Origin of the sequence: Cupriavidus sp. IDO (assembly GCF_000812465.1) — a bacterium.
Taxonomy (GTDB): Bacteria; Pseudomonadota; Gammaproteobacteria; order Burkholderiales; family Burkholderiaceae; genus Cupriavidus.
This window is the reverse complement of the sequence record NZ_JWMA01000055.1, coordinates 1-19,573: the sequence shown is the minus strand read 5'-3', so window position 1 is coordinate 19,573 and position 19,573 is coordinate 1. Positions and strand designations below refer to the sequence as shown.

The following is a 19,573-nucleotide window of genomic DNA, read 5'->3' as shown; positions in this document are numbered from 1 at the left end:
GCATTGGCATCGTCAATGGCGACCGCCGCAGCGCAGCAAATATTGCGCACGGCAGCCACCAGCGAGGGAGGGAGACCATGAGGACTGGCCGCAGCGGCCGGGGGCTGTTTGTCCCGGTATTCCTGATTTTGGTGGGAGGCGTGTTCCTCCTACAGAACCGTGGCCTGTTGCCACATCATTTCGCGCATGAGTGGTGGCCGGTGCTGCTGCTGATTGCGGGCGCCGTGCTGTTGTTGCGTCGCCTGGCCTTCCGCCGCCACTAGTCCCAGGTCCCACGGCACCGATACTTCTGCGGCGCCCGCCGGGCCAGCCGCCCAAGGAGACAACAATGCGCGACGAACCGCTGCTGCGCTGGCAGTGGCGCGGCTATGGCCGCAATCACCAGCATCCCCGCAACCTGCTGCTGCATATCGTGGCCGTGCCGATGTTCATGGCCGGCACGCTGCTGTGTGTCTATGGTGTGCTGCGCCTGAGCCTGCCCGCTGGCGTGCTCGGGCTGGTCTGCATGGGCATGTCGATGGCGCTGCAGGGCCGCGGGCACCGGCTCGAGGCCGTGGCGCCCGAGCCCTTTGCCGGGCCGGCCGATATCCTTGGCCGCATCCTGGCCGAGCAATGGATCACCTTTCCGCGCTATGTGCTGTCCGGCCAGTGGTGGTCGGCGCTGACCGGGCGTGTGCAGGGTAGCGGACAAGGACCGGGTCCGGGTGGCTGACGGCGGAGCCGTCACACCCGTGCGCGAGCCTTCCGACTTACCCCCATTGCACCCGGCGCAGGCCAAGCTAACATGAACGCCATGAACCGCTGTCTCTCAACCGCCATTCCTTCCCGCCTGTCGATCCTCGGCCGGGACCTGCTGTTCGTGCTCTGCATGAACACCGTGATCGCGGTGAGCCTGAACTACGGCTTCCAGACCGGCGGCACGTTCTGGCACAACTTCGTCTACAGCCAGCTGATCGGCCTGTCGATCTGGATCCTGATCGATATCCCCCGCGTGCTGATCTGGTGGAACGACCGCCCGCGCCGCTGGCCGTTCCTGTGCCTGGCCGTGGCAGCGGTGCCGATGGGTGTGGTGCTGGGCAGTTGGGCCACGCGCGTGGTGCTGAACCTGCCGCCAAAGCTGTCCGCCGAAACCGGCGACATGCTGCGCATGTGCCTGGTGGTCGGCATGCTGGCGTCGGCCAGCATGATCTATTTCTACTGGTCGCGGGAGAAGCTGGCTTACCTGGAGCGGCAGGCCGCTCTCGATGCCCTGCAGCGCGAAGAAGCCGAAAAGCAGCTCGTGCGCGCGCAGCTGATGGCGCTGCAGGCCCAGATCGAACCCCACTTCCTGTTCAACTCGCTGGCCAACCTGGACGGCCTGATCGCCACCGATCCGCGCGCGGCGCGCCAGCTGCTGCAGCGCCTGATCGGCTTCCTGCGCATGTCGCTGGCCCATACGCGCGCCGAGCAGTGCACGCTGCGGCAGGAGTTCGAGCTGCTGCGCAGCTACCTGGAGATCCAGTGCATGCGCTTTGGCACGCGCCTCGGCTTCGAGATCGACCTGCCGCCCGCCCTGGCTGGCGTGGAGATCCCGCCCATGCTGATCCAGCCGCTGGTGGAAAATGCCGTCACGCACGGCATCGAGCCCTGTATGCGGGGCGGCCATATCACGCTGTCGGCGCGGGCCATTGGCGACAACGCCGTGCAGGTCACCATTTCCGATACCGGCGTAGGCGTCGGCCATGGCTCGGGCAAGGGTTCCGGCCTTGGCATCACCCACGTGCGCGAGCGGCTGGCGCGGATCTTCGGCGCCGCTGCCTCCATGCAGATGGAGGAAAATGCGCCGCGCGGCGTGGTGGTGCGCCTGACGCTGCCGGTCACGCGGCAGGCGGAAGCGCCGGCCCCGGCAACTGCGCCCGCTGGCACGGCACACCACGGCACGCCCGCGGTCTCCACCCCGGCCATGCAGCGCCCCTGAATACCTGATGGTTGCCGGGCGCGCCAGCGGACGTGCCCGGACTTCCCGTCATCCCACCAGACCTGGCCCCCGACTCGTCTCCCATGACCCCGACCATCCTGATCGCCGATGATGAAGTGCTCCTGGCCCGCGTGCTGCAGACCGAACTGACGGCCCTCTGGCCTGAGTCAAAGATCGTCTCGGTGGTGCACGACGGCGTGGCGGCACTGGAAGCCGCCCGTGAGCACCAGCCGCTCGTGGCGTTCCTCGACATCCGCATGCCCGGCATGAGCGGCATGGACGTGGCGCGCGAGCTGATCGAGTTCGATCCGCCGCCGCTGGTGGTTTTCGTGACCGCCTACGACCAGTTTGCGCTGGAGGCCTTCGAGCGGGCAGCGGTCGACTATGTGCTCAAGCCGGTGCAGCACGAGCGGCTGGAGGCCACGGTCAACCGCCTGAAGGCCCGGCTGGCGGTGATGGCGGAAGACGAGCCGGCTGCGGCGCAACTGGACAACGACCGGTTGGCGCAACTGCTGACCCGCCTCGAATCGCTGGAAAACGCCACGCCGGAACGCGGCGCGCCGGGCCAGCGCGGCCAGTACCTGCGCTTTATCAAGGCGCTGGTCGGGCAGGAAGTGCGCATCATCCCGGTGGACGAAGTGATCTACCTCGAGGCCACCGACAAGTACGTCAACGTGGTCTCGGCCAGTGGCGAGGCGCTGATCCGCACCAGCCTGCGCGAACTGATCCAGCAGCTCGATCCGGAGCGGTTCTGGCAGATCCATCGCGGCACGGTGGTCAACATCTCCTGCGTGGCCAGCGCGGTCAACCAGTCGCTGGGGCGGCTGTCGCTGCGCCTGCGCGACCGGCCCGAGTCGCTGCCGGTGGCGCGCCAGTACGCGCATCTTTTCAAGCAGATGTGACATCCGGCGCCATGTCGCACAGATTGCGGCGTGGACGGCACCCCGCTGCAGCGCGGCGCGGTTTTCCTCTATGATGCGAGCTTCGGTGCGCGCTTTCCCTCGCTCCCGCGCAAGCGGCCGGCGCGCGATGTCGTCCGTCCCTCCATCCCCGCGAATCCGCACGCGTCATGTCCACCGCCACCCTCGAACCCAGCCGCAACCCCCTTCGTCATGACGCCCAGGTGATCGGCCTGGTCGGACTGGCGCACGGTGTTTCCCATTTCTATCACCTGTTGCTGGCGCCGCTGTTCCCATGGATCAAGGCAGAGTTTGGCCTGAGCTATGCCGAACTCGGGCTGCTGATGACTGTGTTCTTTGCGGTCTCCGCCGTCGTGCAGACGGCCTCGGGATTCGTGGTGGATCGCTTCGGCGCGCGGCCGGTGCTCTTCGGCGGGCTGGCCTGCCTCGGGGCGTCGGCATTGCTGCTTTCCGCCAGTTCCGGCTATGCGGCGCTGCTGCTGGGCGCCGGCGTGGCGGGCCTGGGCAACGGAGTATTCCATCCGGCCGATTTCACGCTGCTCAACAAGCACGTCTCGCAGCCGCGGCTCGGCCACGCATTCTCCGTGCATGGCATTTCGGGCAACCTGGGCTGGGCCGCGGCGCCGGTCTTCCTGGTGACGATCGCCAACCTGGCAAGCTGGCGCGTGGCGCTGGCAGCCGCCTCGCTGGTCGCGTTTGCGGTGCTCGCCGTGCTGCTGGTCCTGCGCCACGTGCTCGACCCGCGCGAACTGAGCGACGCGGTTGGCCGCCCGGCAGCCAAGGCTCCGAAGGCGGCGGGCGGCAGCCTGCTGGGCTTCCTGCGGTTGCCGCAGGTGTGGGTTTGCTGGGCCTTCTTCCTGCTGACGACGTTCTCGGCGGCCGGCATCCAGAGCTTTGCCCCGACCGCGCTGACGCAGCTCTACGGCATTCCGTTCACGCTCGCCACGGCTTCGTACACCATCTATATGCTGTGCAGCGCCGGCGGCATGGTCGTCGGCGGGTTTGCCGCCAGCCGCACCAGCAACCACGACCGCCTGATTGCAGTGAGCTTCACGCTGTCGGGGCTGATGGCCGTGCTGGTCGGGCTGAACGTGGCGCCTGGCCTGCTGGTGCCGGTATTGCTGGGCGTGATCGGCTTCGGCGCAGGCACGGCCGGCCCGTCGCGCGACCTGCTGGTGCGCGCCGCGGCGCCTGCCGGCGCGACCGGCCGGGTCTATGGCGTGGTCTATTCCGGGCTCGATATCGGCCTGGCCAGCGGGCCGCTGTTCTTTGGCGCGCTGATGGATGCGCACCTGCCCAACTGGGTGTTCTTCATGATCGGCGCCTTCCAGCTAGCCTCCATCTTCACCGCGGTCACGGTCGGCAACGGCAATCGTTCGCGCCGCAGCGCGGCGGCGGCGGTCTGACGCGCGGCTTCAATTCGGCATTTGCAGCGCATTAAAGAGGAACAAGGATGTCTTCGACAGATACCCCGCAGCTCGGCGGACATATCCTGGTGGATGCCTTGCTGGCGCACGGCGCCGAACTGGCCTTCGGCGTTCCGGGCGAAAGCTACCTGGCGGTGCTGGACGGCTTTCACCTGCGGCGCGACCAGATGCGCTTCGTGATCTGCCGGCAGGAGGGCGGGGCGGCGGTCATGGCTGAAGCCTACGGCAAGCTGACCGGCCGGCCGGGGCTGGTGTTCTGCACGCGCGGGCCGGGCGCCACCAACGCCAGCATTGGCGTGCACACCGCCTTCCAGGATTCAACGCCGATGATCCTCTTCATCGGCCAGGTCGGTACGGACTTCATGGACCGCGAGGCCTTCCAGGAAATCGACTACCGCCGCATGTTCGGCCAGATGGCGAAATGGGTGGCGCAGATCGATCGCGCCGAACGCATTCCCGAGTACATCGCCCGCGCCTACCAGACTGCTACGTCCGGCCGCCCGGGGCCGGTGGTGCTGGCGCTGCCCGAAGACATGCTCACGCAGGAAGTCAGTACGCCGCAGCTGGCCGCCTGGCAGCGCGTGATGAGTTGGCCAGGCGATGCCGACATGCAGCGCCTGGCCGAGATGCTGAATGCCGCCGAGCGGCCGTTCGTGATCGTGGGCGGCAGCGGCTGGACGCCCGAGGCGTGTGGCCAGCTCCGGCAGTTTGCCGAGCGCTTTGCCTTGCCGGTGGGCTGCGCCTTCCGCGGCCAGGACCTGTTCGACAACCGGCATCCGAACTACGCGGGCGATGTCGGCATCGGCATCAATCCGGCGCTTGCCGAGCGTATCCGCAATGCGGACCTGGTGCTGGCCATCGGCCCGCGCCTGGGCGAGATGACGACCGGTGGCTATTCGCTGATTGCCGCGCCGCGCCCGGCCCAGAAGCTGATCCATGTCCATGCCGGCGCCGAAGAGCTGGGCAGCGTCTACCAGGCCGACCTGATGGTGCAGGCGTCGATGCCCGCCATCGCCGCGCGGCTGGCCGGGCTGGAGCCCGCGCCGGAATCCGCGCGCTGGAAGGACTGGACCACCGCCGCGCATGCCGACTACGAGCGCTATCTCACGCCGCCGCCGTTCACGGGGAAGGGCGTCGACATGGCCGAGGTCATCCGCACGCTGGACCGGCTGCTGCCCGACGATGCCGTCGTCACCAACGGCGCAGGCAACTATGCAAGCTGGCTGCATCGCTATTTCCGCTACCGCCCGTTTTCCGGCGGCGGCCGCGGGCAGCTGGCACCGACCAGCGGCGCCATGGGCTACGGCGTGCCGGCAGCGGTGGGCGCCAAGATTGCTTTCCCTGAACGCACGGTGGTGGCGCTCGCTGGCGACGGCTGCTTCCTGATGAACGGACAGGAGCTGGCCACCGCCATGCAGTACCGCGCACCGGTGGTGTTCATCGTGGTCAACAACGGCATGTACGGCACCATCCGCATGCACCAGGAGCGTGAGTACCCGGCCCATGTTTCGGGCACCGAGCTGCATAACCCGGATTTTGCCGCGCTGGCCCGCGCCTACGGAGCGAGGGGCGCGACCGTGACCACGACCGAGGCCTTCGAGCCCGCCCTGCGCGATGCACTGGCCGCGCCGGTGTCGACGCTGATCGAGATCCAGGTCGATCCCGACGTGATCACGCCGCGCACCACGCTCAGCGCCATCCGCGCCCAGGCGCTGGCCAGCCACAAAGGCTGAGCCGCCGAACCGATTTCCCGTTTCCATTCTTTGGAGTTCATCGATGAAGCCTGTCACCACTGATCTGTGCGATGCCAACGAAGCTCGCCTGGCCGACGGTACGCTGCGCGTGCTGGCGCCGGTGTTCCGCGCATTCGGCAAACAGGAGGCCTTTGCCGGCCCGGCCGCCACGCTGAAGGTATTCGAAGACAACTCGCTCGTGCGCGAGGCGGTGGAATCGCCCGGACAGGGCCGCGTGCTGGTGGTGGAAGGCGGTGGCTCGCTGCGCTGCGCGCTGGTGGGCGGCAACCTTGGCCTGCTGGCGGAGAAGAACGGCTGGGTCGGGATCGTGGTGAACGGTTGCGTGCGCGACACGGGCGAGCTGGACGTGTGCGACATCGGCATCCGCGCCCTGGCGGTGCATCCGCAAAAGAGCCAGAAGCGTGGGGCCGGCGAGCGCGACGTCACCGTGCAGATGCCCGGTGCGGTGGTGCGTCCCGGCAACTGGATCTATGTCGACGCGGATGGCGTGCTGGTGTCGGACGAGAAGCTGGGAGCCTGACCATGCCGATGGTGTTTGTCTACGGCACGCTGCGCGCCGGCGAGGTCAACGACCTGAACGCCGCCGCGCGCAAGCACGGCATTGCCGCGCCCACGCTGGTCGGCACCGGCACGGTGGCGGGGCGCCTGTATGACTTCGGCACCTACCCCGGGCTGGTGCCCGATGCAGCCGCCGGCCAGGTAGTGGGTGACATCTACGATGTGCCCGAGGCGCTGGTGCCCGTGCTCGACGAGATCGAGGAAGTCTATCCGGGTCAGGCCACGCTGTTCGTCCGCACAGAGCAAGCGGTGAACCACGGCGGCAAGCCGGTGACCTGCCTGCTGTATCCCGTGGACGAGGCTGCCGTGGCGACGCTGCCACGCATCGACGGCGGCGACTGGGTGGCCTACCGCCGGGCGAGGGACGCCGCGGCGGCCTGACTCCCGAAGTACCGCTGCCGGCGATGTTTCAAACGGCAACGCCGCATTCGCGGTGCTGCCGTCTTCCGCGTAGCATCCGTGGTCAACCATGACATCGAAGGATGTGATTGATGACCTCGGACGCCGCCTTGCCATCGGGCCCTGCCAGTACATGCTTCGTTCAGTCCGGCGAGGTCCGCCTGGCCGTCTCGGAATGGGGCGCAGCGCCTGCACCCGGCCGGCCGACCATCGTGCTCGTGCATGGCTATCCCGACAACAGCCACGTCTGGCATGAAGTCGCGGCGCGACTGTCGGACCGATTCCACGTGGTGGCCTATGACGTGCGCGGGGCAGGGCGCTCCAGTGCTCCGGACGCGGTGTCTGCCTACCGGCTGCAAAGGCTGGCCGACGACTTTATCGCCGTGATCGACGCGGTCTCGCCTGAACGGCCGGTCCACCTCGTCGGCCACGACTGGGGGTCGATCCAGAGCTGGGAGTGCGTGACCGATGCGCGCCTGCGCGGACGCATCGCATCGCTGACTTCCTGTTCCGGTCCTTGCCTGGACCATGCCGCAATGGGTTTGCGCGAGCTGCGGGCGCAGCGCTCTCTGGCATCGCTGGGCCGCACCCTGCGCCAGCTTGCCGCGTCGTGGTACATCGGCGCATTCCATTTGCCCTGGCTGCCGGAGTTGACCTGGCGCCTGTGGCTGGGCCGCGCATGGCCGCTATATCTTCGAATCACGGAAGGGGTGAGGGCAGGGCACAGTCCCACGCAGGTAGAAGATGGCCGCCATGGTGTAAAACTCTATCGCGCCAACTTCCTTCCCACGCTGCGCGCGCCGCGCGAGCGTCACGCGCATGCGCCAGTGCAGGTGATCGTTCCGACCCTGGACCGCTACGTCAAGCCATTCCTCACCGAAGACCTTCACCGCTGGACCGCGCAGTTGTGGCGCCGGCCGGTGCGTGCAAAACACTGGCTGCCGCTCTCGGACCCCCAGCTTTTTGCCGGGATGGTGCGCGAGTTTGTCGAGCACATGGAGGGCGCACCAGCTACACCGCTGCTGCTGCGGTCCCGCGTTCGCTAGCCAGCCTGCTTTCCATAGCCAGGATTTCCATTTTTCACGATGCGGAAAGCCTTTTTGATGCGCAAAAATACATGGTTGCGCGGCAGCATGCCCATTTCTCATGATGGAAGATTACTTGCCGCATCGTGAGATGAATCTTGCAAAGCATTGAAAATAAAGAGTAAAAAAACTAAGCGTCAGCGCCATTCAGAGCTTGTTGCGACGCGGGATGGTTCCCTACACTCTTATATAAGACACATGACTTGAGGCGCAAAGAACGCTGCAACCAGCGAGCGCCCCAGGACAGGTGGTTCAAGAGATTCTCAGCCATCCGCCGAAGCTTTCAGGAGAGTGACCATGAACCGACAAGAGCAAATCCAGGCCCTGCAAAAAGACTGGGATACCAATCCTCGCTGGAAGGGCACCAAGCGCAACTACACCGCCGAAGACGTCGTGCGCCTGCGCGGCTCTGTTCAGGTCGAGCACACCCTGGCCCGCCGCGGTGCCGAAAAGCTGTGGGGCCTGCTGCACACCGAACCGTTCGTCAACTCGCTGGGCGCGCTGACCGGCAACCAGGCCATGCAACAGGTCAAGGCCGGCCTGAAGGCCATCTACCTGTCGGGCTGGCAAGTCGCCGGCGACGCCAACTTGGCCGGTGAAATGTACCCCGACCAGTCGCTGTACCCGGCCAACTCGGTGCCGCAAGTGGTCAAGCGCATCAACAACACCTTCCAGCGCGCCGACCAGATCCAGTGGAGCGAAGGCAAGGGCGACACCGACTACTTCGCGCCGATCGTGGCTGATGCGGAAGCCGGTTTCGGCGGCGTGCTGAACGCCTTCGAACTGATGAAGTCGATGATCGAAGCAGGCGCTGCCGGCGTTCACTTCGAAGACCAGCTGGCTTCGGTGAAGAAGTGCGGCCACATGGGCGGCAAGGTGCTGGTCCCGACCCGCGAAGCCGTTGCCAAGCTGACTGCTGCCCGTCTGGCTGCCGACGTGTCCGGCGTGCCGACCCTGGTGATCGCCCGTACCGACGCCGAAGCCGCCGACCTGCTGACCTCGGACGTGGACGAGAACGACAAGCCGTTCTGCACCGGCGAACGCACCGTGGAAGGCTTCTACCGTGTGAAGAATGGCCTGGAGCAATCGATCTCCCGCGCCCTGGCCTACGCGGAAGTGGCTGACCTGGTGTGGTGCGAAACCGGCAAGCCGGACCTCGAGTTCGCCAGGAAGTTTGCCGAAGCCGTGCACGCCAAGTTCCCGGGCAAGATGCTGGCCTACAACTGCTCGCCGTCGTTCAACTGGAAGAAGAACCTGGACGACGCCACCATCGCCAGGTTCCAGAAAGAACTGGGCGCGATGGGCTACAAGTTCCAGTTCATCACGCTGGCCGGCTTCCACTCGCTGAACTACTCGATGTTCAACCTGGCCTACGGCTACGCCCGCAACCAGATGACCGCCTTCGTCGAACTGCAGGAGAACGAGTTCAAGGCCGCCGAGAAGGGCTTCACCGCCGTGAAGCACCAGCGCGAAGTCGGTACCGGCTACTTCGACGCCGTGACGCAAACCATCGAAGGCGGCCAGTCGTCGACGACCGCACTGAAGGGCTCGACGGAAGACGAGCAGTTCTTCGACAAGAAAGTGGCCTGACTCTCCTGGTCACCTCCGCCGGGTCCCTGATCCGGCGGAACGAAGGCGTGCGACCATCACGCCTTCTCTTTAGGCGCCGCGCCGTTCTCTCTCAGGGACGGCGCGGTTTTTTATTCTGAGTCCGGGCGATACCGCAGCGCCTCGATTAGCCTGCAGGCACCGTCATCCAGATCGGTCTGCCCTACGCCTGTCGCGTCCAGTCCAGCATTGCCGCCAGAGTTGGAGATGGCGCGGCACCATGGACGATCTTTAGTGTGCGCTCCCATTCCATGAAGAACGCTTTGGCTTCATCAGCCTTGCCTTCCGCCCGCAGGCATCCCAGCAGGCGTCGGCATACGGCTTCCGCTGTCGGGTGAAGGTCGAGTGCGCGCTGGTACAGGGCGACGGCCGAAGGACTTGCCTTGCGCGCTTCCAGTCGTTCGCCAGCGGCCAAAACGGCGCGCACTGACTGGGCACGTAGACGCTCCCGCTGTGGAAGAAGCCAGGGCTGCTCGGCTTCGCCGGCAAGAAAATCCCCTTTGTAGGCCATCAGCATCTCCAGGGCTGCCGCCAGAAGCGTGTCGGCATCAGGCTCGGGCATCGTCGCCAGTTCGAGCACGGCTTGGCAATCGGCTTGAAAGGTCCATAGATCGAGTCCACACAAGCTCGTATTGAGGCTGACCTTGCCATTGGCAACCTGGATAGCGTCGGCATTGCCGAGCAATTTGCGCAGCCGGTGGATGGCCACGTCGAACGCGCCCTTGGCGCTGTCGCCATCCGCGTCTGGCCACAACGCTGCTGCCAGATGATCGATGGCGACTTCTCGTGCGCCGTACGCGATGATCGCCTTGAGCGTGTCCAGCGTGCGCCGGTTGCCTTTGCCGCTCTGCGCCAATGGATTGCCAGACCGGTAAACGCTAAAGGCTCCCAGGACGCGGATGTCAATCTCCCACGGCCAGTTCTTCAGTCGAGCGGCCGGCGCCTGCAGATCGCGCTTGCGCACCAAGGCCGTCGCGTAGTCCGCTTCAACGCCCGTCGCCAAGGCATGTGCAGCCAGGCGGGCCATCATGCCTGCATGCCATCCCGGAAAATTCATGATCCCAAAGCGCTTGCCAAGGGCTAGCGCCTCGGCCAGCCATGGGCTGGTCGATAAGCCGCGCTCAAGGGCAATCGCCGCGCGTACCATCAGGGCCTGGTAGAGCGCCACGTGGCTGTCGATCTGGCGCGCGAGCGCTTCCGCGTGAGCGGCGAGCGTGTCCGCCTGTGCGCCATGACCGAGCAAGTGGTTGACGTAGGCGCAAGTGGACAAGCTAAACGCAACGCCATAGCGGAAATTGAGTGCGCGGAAGCCATTCAGGCCAAATTCGATCTTGAGCTCGGCTTCGCGCAGCTGGCCTCGCTGCAACGCCAGCCATCCACATTCGAAGTGATGCATTGCCTGGTCGAGCGGACGACCGGTGTGGATGTCCTGTGTCAGCTTAGCGCGGAAGGATTCCGCCACGGAGTAGTCTCCGGCGGAGATCGCTGCGGCTAGCCCATGATTCAGCAAAGCGTGCTTCCACAGGTAGATACCGCTGGCATGCATCAGTGCCTCGGTCTGCTCCACCACGGCAATACAGGCGTCGTTATCACCGAAGAACCAGTAGCCCATGGCCTCGGTGGTCAGAATGGTCGTGCGCAGCAAGTCGCTGGTCTCAGGTGCCGCGACGGCAGCCCGCATCAGCTGGAGTACCACGCGGGCACGCTCAAGGTCGCCTGTCCACAGATGGTAGACCGTCAGCATGAAGCCAAGCGACGCCTGCGTTTGCACATCCACCGTGCCAATAAAAGCCAATGCCTGATCCGTCCAAACCGTACGATCGGGGTGGTCCATGGCGTAAAAGGCCAGAGCGGCCAGCACGCTCGCCAGCACCCGTGCCTCGATCTGTGCTTCGGGGAAGACGGGATAGCGGGCGCATAGCGTGTCGAGAACTTCGAGCCAGTGGCCAAGCGGCCGATAGTCCCGAGATTCGAAATAGATGCAGTCGACAATGCTGGACCATGCCAAAAAGCAACCCACCGCATCGCTTTGGCTCTCAAACAAGGCCAGCGCCGGGTCGAAGTACTGACGGGCTCCGGCCGGATCGAGCGCGATGCGGCAAGACCCCGCCCAGAACAGTAGCCAGGGGTCGCCGGTGAGCATGGTTGAGGGTAGCGGCACCAGCAAGTCGCTCAGCGTGCGATAGCGGCCTTGCTGCATCAGCTCCGGGGCGCACCGCAGCGCCAGCGTCGCCAACTGCTGTTGCAGTCCGGTGCCGGCCAGCAGCTCGCCCGCCCCGGTAATCTCTCCCCGAGCCTCCAGCATGGCGGACGCCTTGATGACAAGCTTGTGGCGCTCCTCGACCGAGAAAGCGTCCGCTAGCTGCGTAAGCAGGAATTCACGGAACAGCGCGTGATACTGGTAGGAAGCATTGGCTCCCGCGCCGAACTGATCGACGAAGTATTGCTGGCGGTAGGTCAGATCAACGAAGCGCCCGGCTTCCGGGTCTCCGCTGATTTGCCGGGCGTCCGCCAGATCGAAGTGGGGCAGGATGGCGGTGCACAGAAGGAAATGACGCAGATCGGGCGAAGCAGCAGCGAACATTTCCTGGGCGAAATACGGAAACAGCACCTTGCGCGAGTCCAACCGGTCGAGGTCGTCGCTGCCTAGCCGGCCAATCTGGTCCAGCAGCAGCACCACGGCGGCCACCCAGCCCTCACTGCGTGCATGAAGCTTTCGGGCAAGGTCTGACTGTGTCTGCAGGCGGTGGTCATGGGACGCATCCCGGGGTTGTGCCAGCGCGGCTGTGTGGCGAGCCAGGATCGCGCCCGTTTCTTCCTCGGTCAGCCTGAGTTGCTGCCAATCCAGCAGGGCAAGCCGTTGATTGGCCTGCAGTCGCGCCAATTCGGGTGGTGGCACGGAGCGGCTAAGAACCAGCACCTGGATATGGTCAGGTACCGAGCACAAGGCCTCGCGCAGAATGAGATTGAAGCTGGATTCGGCCTCCGCGGCATGATAGTTGTCGATCACCAACAGCGCGGGTCCGGAAAAGCCCGAGAACAGCGCGCGGAAGTATCGGCTGGCGAACGTTGCCAGATCAAACAAATGATCCGGCTTGAATTGCGGCAGCGATGCGGTCAGGGAATGCGCAGTACAGGCCAGGCTGAGGTAGTGGAAAAAGCTGGCTGGGTCGCTATCACCGCTGTCCACCTCATACCAGATTGCAGGCAGCGCACTCGCGTCGAGGTAGCTGGCCGCCAGTTTGGTCTTGCCAGAACCCGCGAGGCTGCTGACCCAGACCACGGGGCTTTTCCTATAGACCTGTTGCAGATGCTCCAGCAGCCGGGGGCGGGGCACGATGCTGCCCGATTGCGGGCGGCTGATCTTGGAATAAATGGAGGCGGAGGTCGAAGTCATCGGCGAAAAACGTTTGCAACAAGCGCGCCATGTCCCTGTACTCGCGGGGACTGCCAGCTCAACGTCCTTCCAGTCGGCGGCAAAGGGCCAGCCATTCTCGCCGTTCCGCGCCCGCTCAGCCATTCACGCAAACGACCCCCTCTAAGGAGGGGGTTGACCGCCCAGTCTCCGCTCAGGATCCGCCGAAAATATGTGAGCCAAGGCAGGCAGTTGCCATCGCCCATTTTTCGCCTGGTGTTATGTGTAAGTGATCGGTAAGTGCACGCATGGCCTAATCCCCACACGCGGCGTTATCGACTGTGGGTCGATGACTAAGCCGCCAGAGCCAACATCAGGGGGAAAACACAATGAAACTGTCATGGATTGCCTTAACCGTTAGCGCATTTGCCTTGTCGGCCTGCGGCGGGGGCGGGGATTCCGCGCCCACGTCGGACGGAACGTCCACCCAAAAGCCGGCGTCGCAGACCGTCAGCGGGGTGGTCGCCACCGGTTTGCCTTTGTCTGGCGCCGCGGTCAATCTGGCCTGCGCATCTGGTTCGGGAGCGGCAACCAGCGCTGCGGATGGTAGCTATTCGATCCCGGTCAATGGCGTCAGCTTGCCTTGCGTGCTGACCGCTACGGGCAGCGACGGCAAGACCGTCCTGCATTCCGTGCTTCCGGGCGCCGGGTCGAGCAGCAGCAACGCGACCGTGCAGATCACGCCGCTCACCGAGCTGCTGGTCGCCCAGGTGGCCAGGCAGGATCCGGCGCAGTACGTGGCGGCATTCGGTCCGACCACGACCGTGAGTGCCGCCGACGTCAGCACCGCCCAATCCACCCTGACCAAAGTGCTCCAGAGCGCAGGTTTCGATGCTTCGAGCGTCGGCGACTTCATCAGCGGCACGATCAGCGCGGGTAGTGGCCAGGGCTACGACGGGGTGCTGGACAAGCTGCAATCGACGCTGACCAGCGCCGGCGTCACCCTGACCGACCTGAGCACGGCGGTGGCCAGCACTACCGGCAGCACCACCGCCGCAACCTCGACCATCGGCACCGTCCTCGCTCCGGCGAATTCAGCCTGTCCGGCGCTCAAGAGCGGCGATCACCGGCTGATCAAGTTCTCCGATGGGTCTGCGCAAGTGGTGACCATCGACGCGACCACGCTGACCGTCGCCATGGGCGCGTCTAGCTATCAGCTCACCCAAGGCGCGACGGCCTGCGATTTCTCGTTGAACGATACGGGCTCGACGCGCGTGCTCGTGGCCAGGTCGGGGCTGGCGGTCTGGACCAACGGAAGCGGCAGCACGGGCACGCTCTCGATTTCGATGCCCAGGCAGACCATGGACCCGAGCGTGGTCAACGGGGCCTATAACTATGCGGCCTTGAGCGGGTCAGCCCAAGGCGAGTATGGCACCCACAATTATTCGAAGGGCGTCACCACGGCAGCCACGAACTGCTCGGTCGGCTTCCCTTGCGCGGTGGATACCAAATCGCCCTATGGGCATCTGGTCGCCACGTCGGACGGTGGCGCCGATTGGGTTGACGATGGCGCCTCGGCAGGCACCGTGGACTTCCATGCCTATGGATTCCAGAACGCGCAAGGAAACATTGTCTGGATCGCCACGATGGTCGGAGGCGTGGGCGTGTTTGCTCCGCAGACGACGCTGTCCGTGCCTGCGGTCAGCACCACCAGCGCCTTCTGGCAAAGCACGGTGAGCAGCACCGGCCTGAGACCGGTCTCGGAAGACAGCCATACCATCACTGCCGTGAACGGTTCGACCGTCACCCGCACCTTTGCGGATAACCATACGGACCAGATCAGCTACAACAATCCGTTCAATGGCCTGCGCTACCGTCCTGGTACCAAGGTCTGCACGAATACGTCCGGCGTCGCCACTTCTTGCAAGGAGACGTGGCAACTGCCCTTGGGCGGGTTGACGCTGGCATGGAACGGGTCCCCGTTTGTCACGCCCAGCACGTATAGCGTGAGCTTTTCGGTGAACAAGCCTGGCACCATGTGAGCAAGCACCTGTAGCCGAAGCCTGTGATAGTTGGCGCTGGCCGCCTGTAATGAGCCAGTGCCAACTCATGTCCTGACCGCCCCAGGTACATGGAAGACCGCATCCGCAAGGGCGAGTAAGCCTTCTTCCGGATGAAAAAATGCCCACACCGGTTAGCCCGGTGCGGGCATTTTCGCTTTGAGAGGCTGGACTACATTCAGCGATAGACGATCACCGGGATGTCGGTATGCGTCAGCACCTTCTGGGTCTCGGAGCCGAGCAGCAGGCCCGACAGCCCGCGCCGTCCGTGCGACGCCATGAAGATCACGTCGCAGCCGTGGCGCTCCGCGGCGTCGATGATGCCGAGATAGGGCACCGCGAAGGTCGACATATCGGCATCGAAGGTCACGCCCGCCGCGATGGCGAGATTCTCCACTTCCTTCAGGTACAGCTTGGCCTGGTTCTCGATGCGGTCCTTGAAGGCCTGGGGCGCTTCCACCACGATCTCGCTGAACGGGGTATATGGATACTCCTCCAGGCAGACGTAGGCCGTGACACGCGCGCCAATGGTCTTGGCCAGTTCAAGGCCGCCATTGATGGCCTTCCTGGACAGTTCCGATCCGTCGGTCGGTAGCAGTATGTGTTGGAACATGCGGGGCTCCTTTCTGGCGAGGGGGGATGGGGCAGGCCCGGAAGCATGGCCGGAATGTGCCTGTCTGCAATTCATTGTAGTCAGTGTGCCGAGTAGGGCATTGCGCAATATCAATTGCAACAAAGTGCCTCAGCAGACAGACGCCTGTCCCATCCTTGGGCCGTCAGCTCGCTATCGCCTCCGCTACGGCATGCAAAGGGACCTGTTCGGCGCGCCGCCAGTAGGCCGGATTGCCGTAAGTGTTCTTCAGATGGTCAATAAAGAGCCGCACGCGCAGCGGCAGGTGCTTGCGCTGCGGAAAGACTGCGTGAATGCCGATCGGCGGTGCCTGGAAGTCGTCCAGCACGGTGACCAGCCGCCCGCTGGCCACCTCCTGGCCGACCTCCCACCACGAACGCCAGGCCAACCCGTTGCCCTGCAGGCACCACTCGTGCAGCACCGCGCCGTCGGAGCATTCCATAGTCCCGCCGACCTTCACGGTGGTTGTGCTCCCATCCTGCTGGAAGACCCACCCACGCTGCACATTGGCGCTCGCGCCGAAGGCGAGGCAATTGTGACGCTGGAGATCCTCGGGTTGCTTCGGCGTGCCGGCGCGCGCGAGATAGTCAGGTGACGCCACCACCACACGCCGCGTCTCCGCCAGGCGGATCGAGACCAGGCTCGAATCGGGCAGGTCGCCCAGGCGAATGGCGCAGTCGAAGCCTTCATTGACCAGATCGACCACGCGATCCGACAGATCCAGCGTAATCGACACATCCGGGTGCGACTCAATGAACAGCGGCACCAGCGGCGCCACATGCTTGCGCCCATAGCCGGCCGGCGCCGTTACACGCAGGTGGCCGCTGGCCTTCACGCCACCCGCCGAGACACTGGCCTCGGCGTTGTGCAGATCATTCAGGATGCGCTGGCAGTCTTCCAGGAATGCCGATCCCTCGAAGGTCAGGCTGATCTTGCGCGTGGTCCGCACCAGCAGCTTCACGCCCAGCCGCTCCTCCAGCGCGTCGATGCGCCGCCCGATGATGGCGGGCGCCACGCCCTCGGCCGCCGCCGCGGCGGACAGGCTGCCGCGCGAGGCGACGGATACAAAGGTCTCCAGTTGTTTGAAATGGTCCACAAATGTTCGCCGGTTATGCCTGCGCGGCCACTCCGGCGCGGGATTCGTGTCGGGATGGTCGGCAATGGGGAGGATTTGGTGCGGATTGTTCTAAGAGTCAGGCAAGATTAGTGGTCTAAAAGTAAAAGATCAAGTGACCCGCCCCCACTTTGCCGCACTGCAGCGGACTTCTACAATGCGATGCATTCAATGGTGTACAGGGCCACGCATGCGTGGGCCAGGCACGTTTTCAGGGTTCCGAACCAGTCCATGTCCAAGATCCGCGCAGTCGTGTTCGATGCCTATGGCACGCTGTTCGACGTGTATTCCGTCACGGCGCGCGCGGAGCAGCTGTTTCCGGGCAAGGGCGAGGCGCTGGCCCTGCTCTGGCGCGAGCGGCAGATCGACTACACCCGCATCCGTACCCTGGCCGCGCCGGACGGCGCATACTACAAACCGTTCTGGGCGCTCACGGTGGATGCCTTGCGCTACGCCGCCGAGCGCCTGCGACTGGAGCTGGACGAGGCCACCGAGGCGCAGCTGCTCAAGGAATATGCCTGCCTGTCCGCGTTCCCCGAAAACCTGGGCGCGCTCAAGCGACTGCGCCGTGCCGGCCTGCCGCTGGGCATCCTGTCCAACGGCAACCCCGAGATGCTCGACATCTCGGTCAAGAGCGCCGGCATGCACGGGCTGTTCGACCACGTGCTGTCGGTCGACGCCGTGCGACAGTACAAGACCGCCCCGGCTGCCTACGCACTCGGGCCTGCAGCGTTCCAGCTCCCGGTGGAAGAGATCCTCTTTGTCTCGTCCAATGGCTGGGATGCGTGCGGCGCCACCTGGTATGGCTACACCACTTTCTGGATCAATCGTGCCGGCCATCCGGCGGAGCGGCTCGACGTAGCCCCCTCCGGCACCGGGCACGACATGAACGACCTGCTCGAATTCGTCCGCACCCGTGGTGTGGCGGTCTAGTAGGGCACACCCAACCAGCCTATCGATTAACAGGAGAAGACTGATGGCTATCACGCTGCCCGCGGGCATGAAGATTACCGGCGAGATCCTGCCGGCCTACGAAGATATCCTCACGCCGGAAGCCCTGGCCCTGGTAGACAAGCTGCACCGCGCCTTCGAACCGCGCCGCCAGGAACTGCTGGCCGCGCGCGTCGCACGCGCCAAACGCCTGGACGCCGGCGAAGTCCCCGATTTCCTGCCGGAAACCAAGAGCATCCGCGAAGGCGACTGGAAGGTAGCCCCGATCCCCAAGGCGCTGGAATGCCGCCGCGTGGAAATCACCGGCCCGGTCGAAGCCAAGATGGTCATCAACGCCTTCAACTCGGGCGCTGACAGCTACATGACCGACTTCGAAGATTCCAACACCCCCAACTGGCACAACCAGCTGCAGGGCCAGGTCAACCTGAAGGCCGCCGTGCGCCGCACGCTGACCCTGGAATCGAAGGGCAAGCAGTACAAGCTGAACGACAAGATCGCCACGCTGCAAGTGCGTCCGCGCGGCTGGCACCTGGATGAGAAGCACGTCACCATCAACGGCAAGCGCATCTCGGGCGGCATCTTCGACTTCGCGCTGTTCCTGATCCACAACGCCAAGGAACAGATCGCCCGCGGCGACGGCCCGTTCTTCTACCTGCCCAAGATGGAAAGCCATCTGGAAGCGCGCCTGTGGAACGACATCTTCGTGATGGCACAGAAGGAAATCGGCCTGCCGCAAGGCACCATCAAGGCCACCGTGCTGATCGAGACCATCCTCGCCGCGTTCGAAATGGATGAAATCCTGTACGAACTGCGCGAGCACAGCGCTGGCCTGAACGCCGGCCGCTGGGACTACATCTTCTCGTGCATCAAGAAGTTCAAGAACGACAAGGACTTCTGCCTGGCCGACCGCGCCAAGGTCACCATGACCGCGCCGTTCATGCGCGCCTACGCGCTGCTGCTGCTCAAGACCTGCCATCACCGCGGCGCCCCCGCCATGGGCGGCATGAGCGCCCTGATCCCGATCAAGAACGATCCGGAGAAGAACGCCATCGCCATGGAAGGCATCATCAGCGACAAGCGTCGTGATGCCACCGACGGCTACGACGGCGGCTGGGTTGCCCACCCGGGCCTGGTCGAGCCGGCCATGAAGGAATTCGTGGCAGTGCTGGGCGACAAGCCCAACCAGTTCGAAAAGCAACGCCCGGACGTGCAAGTGAAGGGCGCCGACCTGCTCGACTTCAAGCCGGAAACGCCGATCACCGAGCACGGCCTGCGCATGAACATCAACGTGGGCATCCACTACCTGGGTGCCTGGTTGGCCGGCAATGGTTGCGTGCCGATCCACAACCTGATGGAAGATGCCGCTACGGCTGAGATCTCGCGCTCGCAGGTGTGGCAGTGGATTCGCTCGCCGAAGGGCAAGCTGGAAGATGGCACCAAGGTTACGGCTGAGCTGGTGCGGAAGCTGATTCCGGAGGAGCTGGCTAAGGTGAAGGCGCTGGTTGGTGGCGATACCAAGACGTATGACCGGGCTGCTGAGATTTTTGAGCAGATGTCTACGTCGGAGGATTTTGCTGAGTTTCTGACGTTGCCGCTGTATGAGGAAGTTTGAGCGGGGGTAGGGCTCTTGCAAGATGAAAAAACCGCAGCTTTGGCTGTAATGCCGTTCAGTTAAGCGCTGAACGGCATTTTTCATTGTTAGCCGCAGAAGCAGTTGTAAACCGTGAGCCGCAATGTTAACTTTGCGGCGCCGT

16 protein-coding genes are annotated in these 19,573 nt (G+C 64.6%); 13 read left to right on the top strand and 3 right to left on the bottom strand.

What is annotated here, in order from left to right:
* Window positions 1-77: 77 nt before the first annotated feature.
* From RM96_RS17410 to aceA, 10 genes are all read left to right on the top strand, one after another.
* Window positions 78-263: a LiaI-LiaF-like domain-containing protein gene (locus tag RM96_RS17410; protein WP_039012624.1), complete on the top strand. Its 186-nt coding sequence runs from the start codon at window positions 78-80 to the stop codon at window positions 261-263.
* Window positions 264-328: 65 nt separating this feature from the next.
* Window positions 329-712 (top strand): terminase, encoded by a 384-nt coding sequence (locus tag RM96_RS17405; protein WP_039012349.1) that lies wholly within the window; start codon window positions 329-331, stop codon window positions 710-712.
* 72 nt (window positions 713-784) lie between these two features.
* Complete coding sequence (locus RM96_RS17400) at window positions 785-1,957, top strand: sensor histidine kinase (RefSeq protein ID WP_039012348.1); 1,173 nt, start codon at window positions 785-787, stop codon at window positions 1,955-1,957.
* An 83-nt stretch (window positions 1,958-2,040) separates the two neighbouring features.
* Entirely contained in the window at window positions 2,041-2,859 is an 819-nt protein-coding gene (locus RM96_RS17395) for a LytR/AlgR family response regulator transcription factor (RefSeq protein ID WP_039012347.1), read from the top strand.
* A 167-nt stretch (window positions 2,860-3,026) separates the two neighbouring features.
* Entirely contained in the window at window positions 3,027-4,283 is a 1,257-nt protein-coding gene (locus tag RM96_RS17390) for an MFS transporter (protein WP_039012346.1), read from the top strand.
* 47 nt (window positions 4,284-4,330) lie between these two features.
* Window positions 4,331-6,037 (top strand): thiamine pyrophosphate-binding protein, encoded by a 1,707-nt coding sequence (locus tag RM96_RS17385; RefSeq protein ID WP_039012344.1) that lies wholly within the window; start codon window positions 4,331-4,333, stop codon window positions 6,035-6,037.
* 43 nt (window positions 6,038-6,080) lie between these two features.
* Entirely contained in the window at window positions 6,081-6,578 is a 498-nt protein-coding gene (rraA, locus tag RM96_RS17380) for a ribonuclease E activity regulator RraA (protein ID WP_039012343.1), read from the top strand.
* A 2-nt stretch (window positions 6,579-6,580) separates the two neighbouring features.
* Complete coding sequence (locus tag RM96_RS17375; protein WP_039012342.1) at window positions 6,581-6,997, top strand: gamma-glutamylcyclotransferase family protein; 417 nt, start codon at window positions 6,581-6,583, stop codon at window positions 6,995-6,997.
* A gap of 110 nt (window positions 6,998-7,107) precedes the next feature.
* Entirely contained in the window at window positions 7,108-8,061 is a 954-nt protein-coding gene (locus RM96_RS17370) for an alpha/beta fold hydrolase (RefSeq protein WP_039012341.1), read from the top strand.
* A 336-nt stretch (window positions 8,062-8,397) separates the two neighbouring features.
* Window positions 8,398-9,690 carry an isocitrate lyase gene (gene aceA / locus RM96_RS17365; RefSeq protein ID WP_039012340.1) on the top strand — a complete coding sequence of 431 codons (1,293 nt, stop codon included), beginning with the start codon at window positions 8,398-8,400 and terminating at the stop codon, window positions 9,688-9,690.
* 181 nt (window positions 9,691-9,871) lie between these two features.
* On the opposite strand, the gene RM96_RS17360 is transcribed toward aceA, so the two are convergent.
* A complete protein-coding gene (locus RM96_RS17360; protein WP_039012339.1) occupies window positions 9,872-13,105 on the bottom strand; it encodes a BTAD domain-containing putative transcriptional regulator in 3,234 nt (1,077 codons plus the stop codon).
* 347 nt (window positions 13,106-13,452) lie between these two features.
* Between RM96_RS17360 and RM96_RS17355 the strand changes: the two genes are divergently transcribed.
* On the top strand, window positions 13,453-15,105 hold the full coding sequence (locus RM96_RS17355; RefSeq protein ID WP_039012338.1) for a hypothetical protein: 1,653 nt from the start codon (window positions 13,453-13,455) through the stop codon (window positions 15,103-15,105).
* Window positions 15,106-15,301: 196 nt separating this feature from the next.
* Here the strand turns inward: RM96_RS17355 and RM96_RS17350 are convergent, their stop codons facing one another.
* Window positions 15,302-15,736, bottom strand: a complete 435-nt coding sequence (locus RM96_RS17350) for a universal stress protein (RefSeq protein WP_039012336.1) — start codon at window positions 15,734-15,736, stop codon at window positions 15,302-15,304.
* A gap of 163 nt (window positions 15,737-15,899) precedes the next feature.
* Window positions 15,900-16,850 (bottom strand): LysR family transcriptional regulator, encoded by a 951-nt coding sequence (locus RM96_RS17345; RefSeq protein ID WP_039012335.1) that lies wholly within the window; start codon window positions 16,848-16,850, stop codon window positions 15,900-15,902.
* A 249-nt stretch (window positions 16,851-17,099) separates the two neighbouring features.
* Between RM96_RS17345 and RM96_RS17340 the strand changes: the two genes are divergently transcribed.
* A complete protein-coding gene (locus tag RM96_RS17340; protein ID WP_039012334.1) occupies window positions 17,100-17,801 on the top strand; it encodes a haloacid dehalogenase type II in 702 nt (233 codons plus the stop codon).
* Window positions 17,802-17,844: 43 nt separating this feature from the next.
* Window positions 17,845-19,431 carry a malate synthase A gene (gene aceB, locus RM96_RS17335; protein WP_039012333.1) on the top strand — a complete coding sequence of 529 codons (1,587 nt, stop codon included), beginning with the start codon at window positions 17,845-17,847 and terminating at the stop codon, window positions 19,429-19,431.
* Window positions 19,432-19,573 lie beyond the last annotated feature (142 nt).

What these genes read in the sequence shown, in the direction of transcription:
- RM96_RS17410 (WP_039012624.1), top strand. Translation starts at nt 78, where the DNA reads ATGAGGACTGGCCGCAGCGGCCGGGGGCTGTTTGTCCCGGTATTCCTG.
- RM96_RS17405 (WP_039012349.1), top strand. Translation starts at nt 329, where the DNA reads ATGCGCGACGAACCGCTGCTGCGCTGGCAGTGGCGCGGCTATGGCCGC.
- RM96_RS17400 (WP_039012348.1), top strand. Translation starts at nt 785, where the DNA reads ATGAACGCCATGAACCGCTGTCTCTCAACCGCCATTCCTTCCCGCCTG.
- RM96_RS17395 (WP_039012347.1), top strand. Translation starts at nt 2,041, where the DNA reads ATGACCCCGACCATCCTGATCGCCGATGATGAAGTGCTCCTGGCCCGC.
- RM96_RS17390 (WP_039012346.1), top strand. Translation starts at nt 3,027, where the DNA reads ATGTCCACCGCCACCCTCGAACCCAGCCGCAACCCCCTTCGTCATGAC.
- RM96_RS17385 (WP_039012344.1), top strand. Translation starts at nt 4,331, where the DNA reads ATGTCTTCGACAGATACCCCGCAGCTCGGCGGACATATCCTGGTGGAT.
- rraA (WP_039012343.1), top strand. Translation starts at nt 6,081, where the DNA reads ATGAAGCCTGTCACCACTGATCTGTGCGATGCCAACGAAGCTCGCCTG.
- RM96_RS17375 (WP_039012342.1), top strand. Translation starts at nt 6,581, where the DNA reads ATGCCGATGGTGTTTGTCTACGGCACGCTGCGCGCCGGCGAGGTCAAC.
- RM96_RS17370 (WP_039012341.1), top strand. Translation starts at nt 7,108, where the DNA reads ATGACCTCGGACGCCGCCTTGCCATCGGGCCCTGCCAGTACATGCTTC.
- aceA (WP_039012340.1), top strand. Translation starts at nt 8,398, where the DNA reads ATGAACCGACAAGAGCAAATCCAGGCCCTGCAAAAAGACTGGGATACC.
- RM96_RS17360 (WP_039012339.1), bottom strand. Translation starts at nt 13,105, where the DNA reads ATGACTTCGACCTCCGCCTCCATTTATTCCAAGATCAGCCGCCCGCAA.
- RM96_RS17355 (WP_039012338.1), top strand. Translation starts at nt 13,453, where the DNA reads ATGAAACTGTCATGGATTGCCTTAACCGTTAGCGCATTTGCCTTGTCG.
- RM96_RS17350 (WP_039012336.1), bottom strand. Translation starts at nt 15,736, where the DNA reads ATGTTCCAACACATACTGCTACCGACCGACGGATCGGAACTGTCCAGG.
- RM96_RS17340 (WP_039012334.1), top strand. Translation starts at nt 17,100, where the DNA reads ATGTCCAAGATCCGCGCAGTCGTGTTCGATGCCTATGGCACGCTGTTC.
- aceB (WP_039012333.1), top strand. Translation starts at nt 17,845, where the DNA reads ATGGCTATCACGCTGCCCGCGGGCATGAAGATTACCGGCGAGATCCTG.